Raw genomic sequence first — 15186 nt, 5'->3', positions numbered from 1 at the left:
TCTTTAGAGGTGAAACAAAACACCCGGGAGCACTTTGTAGTCCCCGGTTTTAGTAATGCCTGAAAGAAATTATTTTCACATGTAGATTACATTTTTGTACGACAAAGATAAAATTTTTATCGCAATTCCCGATTTATTTTCCCGTATCACAATAAAAAAGCGACTGCTGGAAAATTCCAGCAGTCGCTTTTTTATAATTTATGATGGTTTACGGGATTAAAACGGCACGTCCTTTTATCTGTCCGTTTCGCAATTTGTCATACACTTCCACCGCCTGATCTAGCTTGTATTTTTCGACTTCAATATGGATTTTCTTTTGTCGGGCCAACCCGATTACTTCCATAAGTTCAGTACGCGAACCCCAATACGGATTGGTCATACTGACACCAAAGGGTAAGCCATTCATATTGTATTCATATTTTCCACCGCCCAAACCAACAATAGTCAGATCGCCATCCAGACCAACTACCTTCGTGCCAAGGTCAATTGTAGACGATGCGCCAACAAAATCGATTACAACTTTGGCTTTTCGGATACCGGTAATGTTCTGGATTTGCGCTGCCGCATCTTTATCCATTGAATTGATGGCATGGGTAGCACCCAATTTTTTAGCAAATTCCAATCGTTCCGGAGTAATATCACAGGCTATAATCGTAGCGCCGCTCATTTCCGTTAGTATTTGTAAAGCCACGTGGCCCAATCCTCCTACTCCGATCACTACGACATATTCATCCGGCATTAATTTGTGTAACGATCGCTTGATGGCCGAATAAGGCGTTAAAGCCGCATCGGTTAAAGGTGCTGCGATTACCGGATCGAGGTCATGAATGGGAACCAATAAACGGGAAGACGGCACCAACATATAGTCGGCCATACCACCGTTAAGTCCTAATCCACCTCCAAAAGCTTGTTCTGACTGATGATCACAATAATTTTCCTGTGAATGCTGACACGGTTTACAATGTCCGCATCCCCACGGACCGTAAACCAATACGGCATCACCTTTTTTAAAACCCTTTACATCCTGTCCCACTTCTTCTACCCAACCGGCATTTTCGTGTCCTAATGTAAACGTAACTCCCGAAACAATTCCTTCATCAATAATATGTAAATCGGAATGACAAACACCGGCTCCTCCAATTTTTAATAGTACTTCATCCCCCGACGGAACCGGTTTTTCCATATCGGTTACTACTCTGACATCTTTATGTCCAAAATATCGTACTGCTTTCATACTTACTGTTTTTTAAAGGTTAACCTTATAAATTTAAGCAAATGCGATTTAAAAAAAGTTATATAAGCGTTAAATCTACCAACTCCAAGTCAAATAATACTTTCCGGTTATCACTATTTCGCTTATCGTTTAAAACGTGATCCAAACCTCTTTCTAAAAAAAATGACGACTCTTTTCGGGTCGTCATTTTATTATCGGTTGATTATTTTTTTTCGATGGTTTCCCAATCCTGTTTTCGGATTCGATAGATAAAATTCAGTTTGGGCGTTTCGCCATGATAAGCTATATTTTCTTCGGCAATTTTGGTGACTCCAAGTCGTGATATGGCAATCTGCGAACGGTAGTTGGTCGCGCCGATATGAAAGTCAATGGCAGCGACATATTGAAAAGCATAATCCATCATGAGTCTTTTTACAGACGGGTTGATTCCGGTTCCCCAAAATTGTACCGCATAAAAAGTATAACCAATCAGAATCGTGTTTTCTTTTTCATTATAATCGTAAAATCGGGTACAGCCGGCGACTTCTCCAGTCGCTTTGTCTACAATTTTATAGGCCCCTTTGCTTTGCATCGCTCCGTCGAAAAAAACACGAAAAACGGGTTCTTTCCATCGATCTTTATTGGGATGTTGTTCCCAAACTTTAGGATCGGAAGCCAAGGCAAAAAGGGATTCGAAATCGGATTCCTGTAAGGGATATAATTGGACTTTATCGTTTTCTAACGGTGTTTGAATGGAAAATAACATGGTTTTTTTTTTGATATTTCAAAATTATCCAAAAAACGGACTATCCCTATAGACCATTCTTACAAAAAAGGCTACTCCATTTCAGACGCTACCTTACACGGTTGACTGAGAAGCAATGACAATCGAATCGAGTACTTTTTTAAATGCTATTGCTGCATTATGTACCTGTATCGTCCAGTCTTCGGCTGCGGAACCATCGGCTCCGTCCGAAATATATTTCAAACATAAAAACGGAATTTGTTCCTGTTTTGCGATCAGTGCCATCGCATAGGCCTCCATGTCCACAACGGTATAATCGGTCGTATCATGATTGGTTTCAAAATTGTCTCCGGTACCGCAAATTCCGTCCGGTAACCCCGGAATTGTTACTCCGTATTCCAACACGATTTCCTCGTTCGAAAGTGGCGTTTTATACAAATCAAATCCCAATCCTCTCACGTCCATATCGCGTTGTATAAAACGGGTACAGTTTACTACGGTTCCCTTTGTAAAAGTGTTACTCCCGGCCGATCCAAGATTTATGATCAACTCTGGTCGGTTTAGCTGAATTTCACGGGTCAAATGATAGGCTGCGTTGACTTTTCCGATACCGACAAACAGTGTTTTTTCGTTTTGGAACAATTCTCCGGCTTCCGAATTTAAGGCAAATACATAAAGCGGATTGCCCTTTACTAATTGCGTTATCGTTTTTGATTGGGTATCCAAGGTTTTTAAAATTTAAGATAAAAAATAAATAGCAATATCGTATTCCTGTTTTAGTCCGGCAAAGATACAGAAAACCAATAGCTCCAAAAACAAAATGCCACCGGTAGTCCAGTGGCATTCGATGTTGTTATAGTTCAGCGTATCTACAAACGAAATACCTGTGCTATAGCGTCTTATTTTTTAGATTCTTCTACAGATACTTTTCTGAACTCTTTTAATAATTTGCTTAATTCTAAAGCAGATTTACGAGCTCTTGTTCCTGCAGCTTTATTTCCTTTTTCAACTTGTAATTCTGACTCGGCTTTGAATGCATCAATTTCGGCGTTGATCTTCGTTAATAAGTCTTTCATAATATATATTTGTTAAAAATTAAAAAACAAAAATAGCATTTTAAGGTTAGGAAAAAAGCTTCCGGAAGGGTTAATTTTACTTTTACTGCCTTCCAAAAACACTACCAATTAATAATCAGCGACTTATATTTTAACAAAATCTTCTGCCGACAGCTCATTATTGATAAAAGCACCGGCCTGAGTCCCAGTGGCGACGGCAACTGACACGGTTCGCATGCTGGAACAATCGCCCGATGCAGATACACCTTCGACCGTAGTTTTAAAAGTCGGATCGATTTTTAGCAGTCCCATTTCATTTATTTCGCAACCCAATGCTTCCGGTATCGGACAATTTTGTGTAAACTCCGGACGGGAATAAATCACCTGAAGCGGTATACTTGTCTGATCTTTAAACACGATCCTCTTTAATTTTCCCTGCTCGTGTTCGAGGGAAGCAATCTCTTTTTCTATAATTGCAATTGAATTGCTTTTTATTATTTGTACCTGCGCCGCCGAAAGTGTCGATTTTCCATTGGTATAAATCGTCAGCTTTTTGGTCCAGTTAAAGATAAGTTGTGCATAATGAAAGGCTATATCTCCATTGGCTATAATTCCGGTCGGTTGTTGTTTTACTTCATATCCATGACAATACGGACAATGTAATACCGAAATACCCCAACAAGCTGCGAAGCCATCAATATCCGGAAAATTATCTTTTAAACCGGTCGCGAATAACAGTCGTCTGGCGGTAAAAACGCTACCGTCATCCGTTTTGATTTCAAAATTCCCGTTTGTTCTTTGAGCCGCTGTTGCGCTACCCTTATAAAAACGGATCGTCTCGTAACGGGCTACCTGTTCCCTAGCAATTGCGGCAATCTGTTGTGGCGTTTCTCCGTCCTGTGTCAGGAAATTATGGGAATGCGGTGTTTGCCGGTTACAGGGTTTTCCATCGTCAAGAACCAACACCTGTCGCAAAGCCCGTCCCAGACTCATCGCTGCGGATAAACCGGAGTAACTTCCTCCTACAATAATAACATCATAAGTCGTTTTTGTCATAGCTTTTTATGTTTTATATAGAAATATCAGGACAAGAAATGTCCATTCGGGTACAAAAATACAATTATTTCAGTAAACGCAACTTAATTGCGTTTATTTTCACAACTATTTGATTCAAAAGAAATAATCAGAATACGGCTACAAACAGCTTATTTAAAATCATTTTAGATAAAATTACCTTATTCGACTGCGATTTTATACGGGCACAAAATCGTACCGGATACAAACTGTTGATAAGTCGTTTTAAAAAGCAAAAACAGATCGGAAGAAAAGCTGTTTATAACTTTTTTTGGATACCGGGCAAGTCGCCACAATCCTACTACTTTCCGTAAAATTGCCTGCTGTTGATAACTCTTTTTTACAGGTTCGAAAGGGGCTGTTGATAAAACATCCGGATTTCTTTCTCAAATCTTTTGACCAAAAATCAGGCTTGTCGTACCTTTGAAAAATACCGGACAAGCTTATTTCCGATCGGAAAAAAGCCCGACGCTACCTCCCCAAATCAGGTTCAATTTTAAATTCTATATATATGTCAATTTTCGATAAACGAATCAACTATAAACCGTTTGAGTACCCGGAGGTACTGCAATTTACTGAAGCTATCAACAAATCGTACTGGGTACACAGTGAGGTTGATTTTACAGCCGATACACAGGATTTTCATTCCCATTTAAGTTCGGCCGAAAAAACGGCAATCAAACATAGTTTATTAGCTATTGCACAAATTGAAGTGGCCGTAAAAAGTTTTTGGGGCAATATTTATGAGCATTTTCCAAAACCGGAATTCAACGGATTGGGTAGCACCTTTGCCGAATGTGAGTTCCGCCATTCGGAAGCCTATTCCCGTTTATTGGAAGTATTGGGTTATAACGACGAATTCGAAAAATTACTGGACATTCCGGTAATCATGCAACGGGTAAACTATTTGTCAAAAGTATTACAGGATACTCGTTCGGAAGACAATAAAAAATATGTAGTTGCGCTGATTTTGTTTAGTATTCTGATCGAAAATGTATCATTATTTAGTCAGTTTGCGATTATCCTTGCCTTTACCCGTTTTAAAGGATATATGAAGAATGTAAGCAATATTATTGCCTGGACTTCGGTAGACGAACAGGTGCATGCTAATGCGGGTATTTATATCGTAAACAAAATTCGCGAAGAACACCCGGAATATTTTGATGCGGAAACCATCGACCTGATTCGCGAAAGCGTTAAAGATTCCATCAGTGTTGAATCGGATATCCTGGACTGGATCTTTGAAGAAGGTGAAATTGAAATCATTAAAAAACACGATTTGGTGAATTTTATGAAGTTCCGTATCGATGAAAGTCTTAGTCAGATTGGTATTGAGAAAGTATTCTATGTATCTCCGGAAGACTATCAGGCTATGGCATGGTTTGAAGAAGAGGTATTTGCGAATAGTCTGGATGATTTCTTCGCTAAACGTCCGGTTGACTATACCAAACATGACAAAAGTATTACCGCTAACGATTTATTTTAATTTGAGTTTTTAAACATGCAAGATATCCCACAAACCAATAGCGAAATCGCAACCGACAATGCGCCATTACCAAAATTATGGTGGAAAAATTCAGAAAGTGAGCAAATCTTAAACCGGGGTTACCTTTTAAAAGGAGAAACCGTAGAAGGCGCCATCGATCGGATTTGTAGTGCTGCTGCACGTCGTTTGTTTCGCCCGGAGCTAAAAGAATCCTTTCAGGAAATGATCGAACGCGGCTGGATGAGTATCAGTTCGCCGGTTTGGGCCAATATGGGAACCGAAAGAGGTTTACCGATCTCCTGTTTTAACGTACACGTTCCGGATCATATCGAAGGAATTACCCATAAATTGGGCGAAGTAATTATGCAGACGAAAATCGGAGGCGGTACTTCGGGTTATTTCGGAGAATTGCGCGAACGCGGTAGTGCCGTAACCGACAACGGGAAAAGTAGTGGTTCCGTAAGTTTTATGAAACTATTCGATACAGCTATGGATACCATTTCGCAAGGTGGCGTTCGCCGTGGTGCCTTTGCCGCCTATCTGGATATTGATCATCCGGATATCGAGGAATTTCTAAAAATCAAAAATATAGGTAATCCGATTCAAAATCTGTTTACCGGAATTTGCGTACCGGATTACTGGATGCAGGAAATGATCGACGGCGATACCGAAAAACGCCATGTTTGGGCCAAAGTACTCGAAAGCCGTCAGCAAAAAGGACTTCCGTATATTTTCTTTTCGGATAATGTGAATAAAAATAAACCGCAGGTCTATAAAGATCTCAACATGCGTATCAATGCTAGTAATCTGTGCAGTGAAATCATGTTGCCGTCAACAAAAGACGAATCGTTTATCTGCTGCTTGTCGTCGATGAATCTGGAATTGTATGAGGAATGGAAAGATACCGAAGCCGTTAAACTGGCTATCTTTTTCCTGGATGCCGTATTACAGGAATTTATCGAAAAAACGGAAGGAAATTATTACCTGACCGCTGCGAATAAATTTGCAAAAAGACACCGTGCGTTAGGACTTGGTGTACTAGGCTGGCATTCGTACCTGCAAAAAAACATGATTCCGTTTGAAGGTATGGAAGCCAAAATGAAAACCACCGAAATTTTCAAACACATCAGTGATAAAGCCGATAAGGCGACTCAGGAACTGGCGCGTATTTACGGTGAACCGGAATTACTAAAAGGTTACGGTCGTCGTAATACAACGACGCTGGCTATTGCGCCTACCACATCGTCTTCGGCCATTTTAGGACAAACCTCTCCGGGAATTGAACCGTTTAGTAGTAACTATTATAAAGCCGGGCTTTCCAAAGGGAATTTTATGCGTAAAAACAAATACCTAAAAAAACTATTGGAAGAAAAAGGGCTGGATAACGAAGAAATATGGCGCGGTATTATGTTAAATGGTGGTAGTGTTCAGCATATTACAGAATTAACACAACAGGAGAAGGATGTTTTTAAAACCTTTAAAGAAATCAGTCAGTTGGAGATTATCCAACAAGCGGCTATCCGTCAGAAATTCGTGGATCAGGCACAAAGTTTAAATCTGAATATTCCTTCGGAATTGCCAATCAAAGAGGTAAACAGCCTGTTGATCGAAGCCTGGAAACTGGGTGTAAAAACCTTGTATTACCAACGTAGTCAAAGTGTTTCCAAAGAATTTATCACCAATCTGGTGAGTTGCAGTAGCTGCGAATCTTAAAACAGATAAAAAACCAACCCGGTTTTCAATTTAAAAAGGACTTTATTAATGCTAATAAAGTCCTTTTTTAGTTCTTCGTCACAAATCTGTCCCAAAAACATCCGCCTTATCATCAAAACATCTTATGTTTGTATAAAATAAGGCTTATGAAACTGTACACCAAGATTGTCAACAGTATAAAAGAAGATATTGCAAACGGGGTTTACCAACCCGGTGAAAAAATTCCTGCCGAACCGGAATTAATGCAAAAATATGGCGTAGGTCGATCGACCATTCGGGAAGCTATAAAAACATTGGCTATTTCGGGAATCCTTAAAGTCAAACAAGGTTCCGGTACTACGGTGACCAACAATTACCAGGAGCTGAATATGGAGCAACGCTTGCAACGGGCTGATTTTAAAGATGTCAATGCCGTTCGAAAACTGTTGGAAGAAGAAATCATACGTCTCGCAACAGCCAATCGAACGGAAACACAACTGACCGAAATCACACACTGTCTGGAACGTCGGAAAACAGCCATACTCGCGGAAAACCCGGAGGAATGTGCCAATGCCGATATCGATTTTCATATGGCGATTGCTTTTGCCTCCGGAAATAAAGTACTGGCCGAATTATACTATGGTTTTACCGTGATTCTGCGTAACTTCTTTGCGGCTCGCGAACCGAAAGGCATAACCCAGTTTGCCATGAACCATCACCTACACGAGCAGTTGCTGGAAGCACTGAAATCACAACAGGAAGCTGCCGGAATCGCTACATTACGAAAAATACTCGATCAGAATCAGTAAACTCCGGTGTTAAAATTAGTCCAAAAAAATTCAAAACATCATATGTTTAAATAAAAGAGCGTATGTTTGTATTGAATTAACACGATTACAAATTAAAATCTGCAATATTATGTCTATACTAACCTTTACCCTAATCCTTTTATTAGGTGCTTATCTGGCTGGTCTTTTGGGATCCCTAACCGGTTTGGGCGGTGGTGTTGTCGTTATTCCCCTATTAACACTGGCTTTTGGTGTGGATATCCGTTATGCCATCGGAGCGGCTTTATTGGCTTCGATCGCCACCTCATCGGGATCGGCCAGTGCCTATGTAAAAGAAGGAATTACCAATATCCGACTGGGTATGTTTCTGGAAATTGCTACCACCATTGGCGCCGTCATCGGTGCGTTGATAGCCGTGTATACGCCTACCAATACGATTGCCATTTTATTTGGCTGCGTCCTGATTTTCTCCGCCGCAATGACCTTGCGAAAAAAGAACCAGTCCGCTTTGACCGAAGGAAGTCCGCTTTCCTATAAACTGAAATTAAACAGTACCTACCCCACTCCAAACGGAGAAGTTCCGTATAAACTCAAAAATATCGGAGCCGGTTTTTCGATTATGACTGTGGCCGGTGTACTTTCAGGCCTACTGGGAATTGGTTCCGGCGCTTTAAAAGTATTGGCCATGGATGCGACCATGCATATCCCGTTTAAAGTGAGTACGACTACGAGTAACTTTATGATTGGCGTTACGGCCGCAGCGAGTGCTGTTGTTTACCTACAACGGGGGTATATGGATCCGGGAATTGCTTTTCCGGTGATCATCGGTGTATTGGCCGGTGCTTTTACCGGTTCGAAATTACTCACCCGAATGGATCCAAAAGTATTGCGAATTATTTTCTGTGTGGCGATCACTTTTGTCGCATTGGAAATGATTTATAACGGTTATCACCATAAATTTTAAAACGACGCCTTATGAAAAAACATATTTCAGATACCGATGTACAGCAACTGGTGGGAAAAGTGTTGCGTTATGGCGTTTTAACGGCTTGTTTTCTGGCGATTGCCGGTGGTGTTGCCTACCTGTTACATCATGGCGGATCGCCCGTTCCTTCCTATCATACTTTCCAGGGAGAAGGTGCAGCATACACCACTTTCGAAGGGATTCTAAAAGGTGCAATGGCATTAAATCCTACCGAGATCATACAGTTTGGCGTATTGGCCCTGATCGCGACACCAATCCTGCGTGTGGTACTGTCGCTATTTGCTTTTATTCTTGAAAAGGACAAAATGTATATCGTCATTACCCTAATCGTTCTCAGTATTATTATGACCAGTATTTTTGGCGGACTGAAGGTATAATACAACACGAATTTAACATCTTTTCACCTTTGAATTGGTACATTTGAATCTATCATAACTCTATAAATCACAACCATCATGCATAACAGCATTCCAGATTATACGCTTAATAACGGGGTTAGCATTCCGGAAATTGGTTTCGGAACCTGGCAAACACCCGATGGAGCAACCGCAGTACTGGCTGTAAAATCGGCTTTGGAAAACGGATACCGACATATCGATACCGCTGCGATCTACGGAAACGAAAAAAGTATCGGTCAGGCGATTGCCGATTCGGGAATTGACCGTAAGGAATTGTTTATTACCAGTAAGCTTTGGAATTCCGAGCGTGGCTACGAAAGCACTCTAAAGGCTTTTGAAAAAACGTTAAGTGACTTGCAAACGGATTACCTGGATCTCTATCTGATTCACTGGCCGGCAAATGCCAAACAGTTTTCCGATTGGAAACAAAAAAATGCCGATACCTGGCGTGCTTTCGAAAAATTATATCAGGACGGAAAAATCAAAGCCATCGGACTGAGTAATTTTATGGTACACCACCTGGAAGCCTTATTGGAAACGGCTACCGTAAAACCGGTGATCAACCAAATCGAATACCATCCGGGTTATCTACAGGCGGAAGTCGTGGCATTTTGTAAAGCAAACGACATTTTGATCGAAGCATGGTCACCTCTGGGAACCGGAAAAATGCTAAACGATCCTACCTTATTGGAAATCGCAGCAAACTATGCCGTTTCGGTGGCGCAATTGTGTATCCGTTGGTGTCTGCAAAACGGAACCCTGCCATTACCTAAATCGGTTACTCCGGAGCGAATCAAACAAAATCTAAACGTATACCATTTCGAGATTTCGGAAAGCGATATGAAACGTATCGATGCCCTGCCCTATATTGGCGGATCGGGCTTACTTCCCGACGAAGTGGCTTTCTAGCTAACTACAGACCTGATCGGTTGCCGATCAGGTCTACTTTTATCAATCCATTACGCTATCCAATCCTCTTTTAAAACCGGTAAAGCTGCTCACTTTTTTAATCGCCAGTAAACCGCCTTTTACATAGGGTTCGGCTCCGGTTCCGGAATCATGACGGATCGTAAGTCGCTCGTCTGTAAGTCCGAAAATGGTTTCCACCGAAATGGTATAACTGGGCAAACGCAACGCATGTACCCGAACGCCATTCATCTTGGCACCCCAAACTTCCGGTGGTCCTACTCTGTCGGCTTCGGCAACCGTTTCATTCGGAACCTGTACTTCCGACAACCGTTTTACCAATTCCCGTACCGTACCGCTTGGCGCATCCACTTTCCGGTCGTCGGCATAATCGATCACTTCAAAATTCGGAATATACTTTGCCGCCATCTCCGAAAATTTCTGTAACAATACCGCCGTAATCGCAAAATTCCCTACAGCGAGTACCGCTACCTTATGTTCTTCGGCCAATGCCGCAATTTCATTGTAATCGGCGTCAGTCAAACCGGACGTTCCAATCACCACATGAACTCCTTTCCGGATCGCAGCCATTACATTTGTTTTTGCACTATCGGGCTTGGTAAATTCGACAAAAACATCACAGGGTACTGCCTCCAATGCCTCCGTGGCGGTTTCGTATACCGGAACAGAAACCGCTCCCAATCCTAATAACGCGCCTAGATTCTGACCTTTTGCTTTTCTTGAAATTCCGGCAACCAATTCCAATTCCGGATCCGCTGCCACGCCCCGGCTTAGTGCCGAACCGGCCCATCCGGTAGCACCGGCAATACATACTCTTATTTTCATCGTTTTTTCTTTTAAAGTTACGGATTTTACAATTTCAATCCGTCTTCGGTGTGACTAAAAAAAGTTACTTTTTTATTTTCAAAACCCTTTTTTTCGTTTCAATTTTTGCTCCATTTTGTGTAACTTTAACCTGATACGATTTCCAATTGCTACTCCGGAAATTGTTTCAACCGATAACGCATACAACACGATTTAACTAAAAAATATTTATCATGCCGATTCAAATTGTAACTGTAGCCGGAAGTGGTGTTTTGGGAGCGCAGATAGCGTTTCAGACGGCATTCCACGGCTATACGGTAAATGTTTATGACATTAATGATACCGTATTGGAGAAAGCCAAAGTAACGTTTCACAAGCTAGGTGAAGCCTATCAGCAAGACCTGAAAGCAACGTCGGAACAGGTTCAAAAAGCTCTTGAAAACATTCGTTATTTTTCCGATTTAAGCAAAGCCGTCGACAACAGTGATCTGGTTATTGAAGCCGTTCCTGAAAATCCGGAGATTAAAATTGATTTCTACCAGAAACTGGCCGCCGTAGCACCTCAGAAAGCCATTTTTGCGTCGAATTCGTCCACCTTATTACCGAGTCAGTTTGCTGCTGCTACCGGTCGACCGGAACGATTTTTAGCACTACATTTTGCCAATGAAATATGGAAACACAATACCGCCGAAATCATGGGACATCCGGGAACAAATTCTCAGGTTTTTGATACCGTGGTGGCTTTTGCCAAATCAATCGGAATGGTGGCTTTACCTTTGCATAAAGAACAACCGGGTTATATTGTGAATTCCTTACTGGTACCTTTGTTGGGTGCCGGACTCGGACTTTTGGTAAAAGGTGTCGCCGATGTGGAAACCATCGATAAAACCTGGATGGTAGCGACCGGTGCACCTGTAGGACCTTTTGGAATATTAGACGTCGTGGGCATTACAACGGCCTATAATATTAATAAAATTGCAGCCGACAAAACAAAAAACGGCCATGAACAAAAAGTGGTAGACTACCTGAAAACACATTTTATCGATACCGGAAAACTTGGTGTTGCTACCGGAGAAGGTTTTTATAAATATCCCAATCCGTCCTATCTTGACCCTGATTTTCTAAAATAGTCCTTTGGTTCTATTTCTTTTTCGGATTACCTTTGCATTCTGTATATCATCCCTCTTTACTACTTGTATAGAGGGATTTTTTATTGCTGTATTTATGAAAAAGATTGCCTGTTTTTTACTTATCATCCTTTTATTTTTTTGCTGTGCTGTAAAAAAAGACGCGTCTTTTATCAATACGGAAATTGATTTCGATACGTTGTTAAAACATAGTATTCCGATCAATCATACACTACCGAATTGTAATTTTAACATGTCTAAAAGATGGTAATGTGGCGTATCCATACGCTTTGCCCAGTGCCTTTCATACGTTTGGATTAAAGCAATTTATAAAGAAAATAATGCAATTAGTAGTCTGTTTTTCACATTTAAAACGATACTTTATTACTTCTTAATTGTTAGTGTAGCCCCTATACTGGCAGCGATCACGCAGCCTATGGCAATTCCCTGAATAAGGCTTAATTGTTCGTTTAAAAAGAGTAATCCCGATAAGGCCGCAAATGCCGGATGCAGACTCATCAAAATGCTAAATGTTTTGGATGGCAATTGTCGTAAAGCCCCCATATCGAGACTAAATGGAATGGCACTGGTCAGTAAAGCTACAGCCAGTCCCAATAGTAGTAAATTACCGTTTAATATGTTCAGATCGCCACTAAAAACGCCAACAGGAATCACAAACAGAGAAGCAAACAACATCCCCAACGTTACCGCATCGCCGCTTTTCATTACTTTGGAAATCTTACCGCCTATTACGATATAACCCGCCCAAAAAGCACCGGCCAATATGGCTAACAGAATTCCCAAAACATCAACGGTGCCTTCATTCCATGGAGCAATCAGGAAGATTCCCAATCCGGCCAGTAACGCCCAAACCCAATCCAGCAGTTTGTGCGATCCGGCCAATGCCAACACCAATGGGCCTAAAAATTCCAGTGTTACACCCAATCCCAACGGAATCCGTTGAATCGCAAAATAAAAGATCAGGTTCATTGCTCCGAGGCATAATCCGTAGAGTAACCCTAAGAGTAGTTCTTTTCGTGTCAATTTTCGAAAATCCGGTCGGAAAAATCCATATAAAACCATTGCCGAAATACCAATTCGCAGGGTCGCTACACCACTAATTCCTAAAACCGGGAACAGTTGTTTGGCCAGCGAAGCCCCGGATTGTATACTGATCATCGATAAAAGAACAGCCGGTATGGCTGGCAGGGCAATTTTTTTATTCCGGAACATTCGCTTTTTGAGTTTATTTTTTATGTTGCGTTACGATTCGTACAACAAGTCCATCTCCATATATACATCGGCTCTTTTGTATTTCGAGCTATCGATCGGCTTATGTACAAAGCCATACTTTTGATATATTCCAACGGCGGTTTCCAATTGTGTTTGCGAATATAAGACCAATTTCTGAAGTTGTAAGTCCCGTGCCAGTGCAATTGCCGCTTCACATAATAGCTTACCGGCTCCCAATCCCTGGTATTTTTCATCGACCGCCATTTTGGTAAATTCCATGACACCATCGGCTACTTTTCGCAAAGCAACGGTACCAATAACCTCGTTTTGATATACGGCAAATAAAATTTGTCCGCCGTCGTTTAAAATTGCTTCTTCCGGATGGGTCAACACGTATTCGTCTATCGCTTCAACTACAAAGTATTTTTCAAGCCAGGCCTTGTTAAACGCCTCGAAATAGCACTGGTATTCCGGTTTGTATTTTTCTATAGTGATCATTTTGGTAAATTATTTTTTGTACCCACAAATTTCGCAAAAAGACAGCACTGTGTACAGATACAATTTCTTTAATTTTATAGGACACAGATTTAATCTTTCGACGAATTCAGACCGATCCCGGATTACTTTCTTTGGATGACAAGACGTTTTTTATACTCCATAAGAGCATACTGCCCTACCTTTTTAATTTTTTGTTCCAATCAGGCACTATTTTTATACTGATTTTAAGATTAAAATAGTATATTTATTGTGATTTCAAACTTGAAAAAACTATAGCGTTTCCAATCGCTTTAGCATACGATTTAATTTAATTGCTTAGAAAATTATGAATAACAAGCTTATTTTTCTGGTATTGGGTTTACTTTTTATCGGAGTTGGAATAGGAGTGTTTTGTACACCCGTAACTTCATATGCCGCACTAGCCACCTTATTTAGTGTTACTTTCCTTGTAAACGGTCTTTTAGAACTGGGGTATTATATTACCCAAAAAGAAAAGGTATATGGCTACGGATGGGGCGTATCGGCCGGTATTCTCGATCTGGTATTGGGAATTTGCCTGTTGGCCAATCCGGAGCTTTCCGAAATGATACTTCCCTATTTTATCGGTTTTATGCTTTTATTCCGTTCGTCCACCATATTCGCGCTGGGTTTTGAACTCCTTTCGCTAAAACGACACAATTGGGGTTGGTATATGCTTTTCGGAGCCTTGGGATTCCTATTTTCTCTTTTCCTGATTCTGAATCCGCTTTTTGCTGCGATTACCATAATTACGTGGACTTCCCTGAGTTTTATTACCATCGGGATTTCCAAAATTCTGTATATTATGCTTTATCCGCAAAACATACAACCTATTCTATAATTCGTTTTTTCCGCCCGACGGATTCTCCTGTTTCATTTTCCGTAGCCATAGCGTCACGCACCAAATAACGGTAATTCCAAAAAGGGCAAATAACGGGATGTAATAGTGCTCAAAAAAAGAATGAAAATACGTCCCGATGATAACATAGGCCGCAGCAATACACAGCTTTAACGGGATAAACTCCGCATTGGTCCAGGTGGTTTTAAGACTGAAGAAACCCATAGCTTTCGTTTTTTTAAATCGGTTAATCCACTACAATTTAGTGAATTATCAAATAGTACAGCTAGTTTTTCTAAAAAAGA

General features: G+C 41.0%; 17 protein-coding genes. 8 read left to right on the top strand and 9 right to left on the bottom strand.

Annotation, left to right across the window (positions count from 1 at the left end):
* Positions 1-208: 208 nt before the first annotated feature.
* The 5 genes from Q1R07_RS05175 to Q1R07_RS05155 form a co-directional block, all read right to left on the bottom strand.
* A complete protein-coding gene (locus tag Q1R07_RS05175; protein ID WP_300486754.1) occupies positions 209-1234 on the bottom strand; it encodes an NAD(P)-dependent alcohol dehydrogenase in 1026 nt (341 codons plus the stop codon).
* Positions 1235-1436: 202 nt separating this feature from the next.
* Positions 1437-1979 carry a GNAT family N-acetyltransferase gene (locus tag Q1R07_RS05170; protein WP_300486751.1) on the bottom strand — a complete coding sequence of 181 codons (543 nt, stop codon included), beginning with the start codon at positions 1977-1979 and terminating at the stop codon, positions 1437-1439.
* Between the two features lie 93 nt (positions 1980-2072).
* On the bottom strand, positions 2073-2684 hold the full coding sequence (locus tag Q1R07_RS05165; RefSeq protein WP_300486748.1) for a nucleosidase: 612 nt from the start codon (positions 2682-2684) through the stop codon (positions 2073-2075).
* A gap of 173 nt (positions 2685-2857) precedes the next feature.
* A complete protein-coding gene (locus Q1R07_RS05160; RefSeq protein ID WP_136402700.1) occupies positions 2858-3034 on the bottom strand; it encodes a histone H1 in 177 nt (58 codons plus the stop codon).
* Between the two features lie 123 nt (positions 3035-3157).
* Positions 3158-4069, bottom strand: coding sequence for an NAD(P)/FAD-dependent oxidoreductase (locus tag Q1R07_RS05155; protein ID WP_300486743.1), 912 nt, complete (start codon positions 4067-4069; stop codon positions 3158-3160).
* Between the two features lie 529 nt (positions 4070-4598).
* Here Q1R07_RS05155 and Q1R07_RS05150 point away from each other — a divergent pair.
* The 6 genes from Q1R07_RS05150 to Q1R07_RS05125 all read left to right on the top strand — a co-directional run bounded on the left by Q1R07_RS05150 (position 4599) and on the right by Q1R07_RS05125 (position 10345).
* Positions 4599-5573, top strand: a complete 975-nt coding sequence (locus tag Q1R07_RS05150) for a ribonucleotide-diphosphate reductase subunit beta (RefSeq protein ID WP_300486740.1) — start codon at positions 4599-4601, stop codon at positions 5571-5573.
* A 15-nt stretch (positions 5574-5588) separates the two neighbouring features.
* A complete protein-coding gene (locus Q1R07_RS05145) occupies positions 5589-7286 on the top strand; it encodes a ribonucleoside-diphosphate reductase subunit alpha (RefSeq protein ID WP_300486737.1) in 1698 nt (565 codons plus the stop codon).
* Between the two features lie 146 nt (positions 7287-7432).
* On the top strand, positions 7433-8074 hold the full coding sequence (locus Q1R07_RS05140; protein ID WP_300486734.1) for a FadR/GntR family transcriptional regulator: 642 nt from the start codon (positions 7433-7435) through the stop codon (positions 8072-8074).
* Between the two features lie 109 nt (positions 8075-8183).
* Positions 8184-9017 carry a sulfite exporter TauE/SafE family protein gene (locus Q1R07_RS05135; RefSeq protein ID WP_300486731.1) on the top strand — a complete coding sequence of 278 codons (834 nt, stop codon included), beginning with the start codon at positions 8184-8186 and terminating at the stop codon, positions 9015-9017.
* An 11-nt stretch (positions 9018-9028) separates the two neighbouring features.
* On the top strand, positions 9029-9415 hold the full coding sequence (locus Q1R07_RS05130) for a DUF1634 domain-containing protein (protein ID WP_300486729.1): 387 nt from the start codon (positions 9029-9031) through the stop codon (positions 9413-9415).
* 78 nt (positions 9416-9493) lie between these two features.
* Entirely contained in the window at positions 9494-10345 is an 852-nt protein-coding gene (locus Q1R07_RS05125) for an aldo/keto reductase (RefSeq protein ID WP_300486726.1), read from the top strand.
* 42 nt (positions 10346-10387) lie between these two features.
* On the opposite strand, the gene dapB is transcribed toward Q1R07_RS05125, so the two are convergent.
* Entirely contained in the window at positions 10388-11188 is an 801-nt protein-coding gene (gene dapB, locus Q1R07_RS05120) for a 4-hydroxy-tetrahydrodipicolinate reductase (RefSeq protein WP_300486724.1), read from the bottom strand.
* Between the two features lie 212 nt (positions 11189-11400).
* On the opposite strand from dapB, the gene Q1R07_RS05115 reads away from it, so the two are divergent.
* Entirely contained in the window at positions 11401-12297 is an 897-nt protein-coding gene (locus Q1R07_RS05115; RefSeq protein ID WP_300486722.1) for a 3-hydroxyacyl-CoA dehydrogenase, read from the top strand.
* A gap of 381 nt (positions 12298-12678) precedes the next feature.
* Here Q1R07_RS05115 and Q1R07_RS05110 read toward each other — a convergent pair whose 3' ends face one another.
* Together Q1R07_RS05110 and Q1R07_RS05105 are read right to left on the bottom strand one after the other, a co-directional pair.
* On the bottom strand, positions 12679-13527 hold the full coding sequence (locus Q1R07_RS05110; RefSeq protein WP_300486719.1) for an EamA family transporter: 849 nt from the start codon (positions 13525-13527) through the stop codon (positions 12679-12681).
* 30 nt (positions 13528-13557) lie between these two features.
* A complete protein-coding gene (locus Q1R07_RS05105; protein ID WP_300486716.1) occupies positions 13558-14025 on the bottom strand; it encodes a GNAT family N-acetyltransferase in 468 nt (155 codons plus the stop codon).
* A gap of 325 nt (positions 14026-14350) precedes the next feature.
* Here Q1R07_RS05105 and Q1R07_RS05100 point away from each other — a divergent pair, with 325 nt between their 5' ends.
* Positions 14351-14884: a DUF308 domain-containing protein gene (locus Q1R07_RS05100; RefSeq protein WP_300486714.1), complete on the top strand. Its 534-nt coding sequence runs from the start codon at positions 14351-14353 to the stop codon at positions 14882-14884.
* Here Q1R07_RS05100 and Q1R07_RS05095 read toward each other — a convergent pair.
* On the bottom strand, positions 14879-15106 hold the full coding sequence (locus Q1R07_RS05095; RefSeq protein WP_300486712.1) for a hypothetical protein: 228 nt from the start codon (positions 15104-15106) through the stop codon (positions 14879-14881). The genes Q1R07_RS05100 and Q1R07_RS05095 overlap by 6 nt on opposite strands.
* Between the last annotated feature and the right edge of the window lie 80 nt (positions 15107-15186).

It is taken from the genome of Flavobacterium sp., assembly GCF_030146175.1.
In the GTDB taxonomy this organism is placed as follows: Bacteria; Bacteroidota; Bacteroidia; order Flavobacteriales; family Flavobacteriaceae; genus Flavobacterium.
This window is presented reverse-complemented; position numbering and strand designations above follow the sequence as displayed.